This window comes from Bacteroides cutis (assembly GCF_900241005.1).
Classification (GTDB): Bacteria; Bacteroidota; Bacteroidia; order Bacteroidales; family Bacteroidaceae; genus Bacteroides; species Bacteroides cutis.
In genome coordinates this window covers 1-1,308 of the sequence record NZ_OEST01000023.1, presented here as the reverse complement: position 1 = coordinate 1,308, position 1,308 = coordinate 1, and the positions used below count along the sequence as shown (strand labels likewise).

Genomic DNA, 1,308 nt, shown 5'->3' with positions numbered 1-1,308 from the left:
CACTACTGTCCAAAGAAATTTTCTCAGACATGATTTAAATTAGTTTATATTAATGCATTACGCGAATAAAATTTTTCCGGGATTTGATTTTATACTTTTGCAAATAGTATTGCAAGAGATAGAAATCATGAATCAGGGAAAGACCGTATTCGCTCAGATAATGTCGCTCATACCGAGATATGAGTTTGACAAATGCGTAAAGAGATACAATGGCAACCGACATGCCATCGAGTTCAAATGCAGAGACCAGTTCATGGTGATGAGTTTTGCCCAGTTCACCGGCCAGGATAGCCTGCGCAGCATTGATGCAACGCTGGTTGCCCTGTCCTTCAAGTTGTACTCGTCCGGAATCAAATATATCCAACGCTCGACTTTGGCACATATCAACGGGACCAAGGACTGGCGCATCTATCACGACTTCGGTCAGATATTGATTGCACAAGCGAGATACCTGTACCGCCATGAGCCTTCCAGACTCGACGTGGACGGAATCGTCTATGCCTTCGACAGCAGTACGATGAAACTTTGCCTGCAACTCTGTCCATGGGCAAGACTTCATCATGATAAAGGTGGTGTAAAGATGCATACTCTGCTGGATTTGCGGGGAACGATTCCCACATTTATTTATCTGACGGAAGCCGCGGTCCATGACTCCAAAGCAATGAGCCTCGTACCCGTGGAGCCTGGTAATTACTACCTCATGGACAAGGGATATGTGGATTTCAAGCAGTTGTTCCTCCACTTTCATCGCCAGCGGGCTTTCTTTGTCACCAGGGCCAAGGACAACATGAAGTATGAGGTGGTAGAAGAGCATCCGGTTGATAAAAGTACAGGAGTTGTTAGCGATTCCACTATCAGGCTGACGGGACTGAAAACCTCCCGATGGTATCCGGATACACTCCGTATGGTTGTGTATGAGGATTATGCCACGGGAAATGTCTATCGGTTCCTGACCAATGACTTCACACATTCCTACCTGACCATTGCTGAACTTTATAGGGAACGTTGGCAAGTGGAATGTTTCTTCAAATGGATCAAGCAACATCTGAACATCAAGGCGTTCTACGGGACCAGCCAGAATGCAGTATACTCGCAGATATGGATTGCCATCTGCGATTACCTGCTGCTTGCCATTGCCAGAAAGATGTTTCATATTGATCAGGAACTTTATATTTTATCGTCCGTAGTCGGCAAAGTACTCTTTGAGAGGAAGCCTTTAGGCGAACTGTTTATTAAACCAAAACGTCCGATGAATGATTCCGATTCAGATCAACTGAACCTATGGGGTAATTTCTTTGGACAGTAGTG

Annotated in this window: 1 protein-coding gene; it reads left to right on the top strand. The window is 45.0% G+C overall.

Annotated features, from left to right (window positions below):
- Nucleotides 1-127: 127 nt before the first annotated feature.
- The gene (locus tag C1A09_RS16185; RefSeq protein ID WP_229077418.1) at nucleotides 128-1,306 is read left to right on the top strand and encodes an IS4 family transposase; all 1,179 of its coding nucleotides are present in this window, start codon (nucleotides 128-130) and stop codon (nucleotides 1,304-1,306) included.
- The last annotated feature ends 2 nt before the right edge of the window (nucleotides 1,307-1,308 follow it).

Excerpts from the sequence above, each read along its gene's own strand:
- C1A09_RS16185 (WP_229077418.1), top strand. The coding sequence starts at position 128 with ATGAATCAGGGAAAGACCGTATTCGCTCAGATAATGTCGCTCATACCG.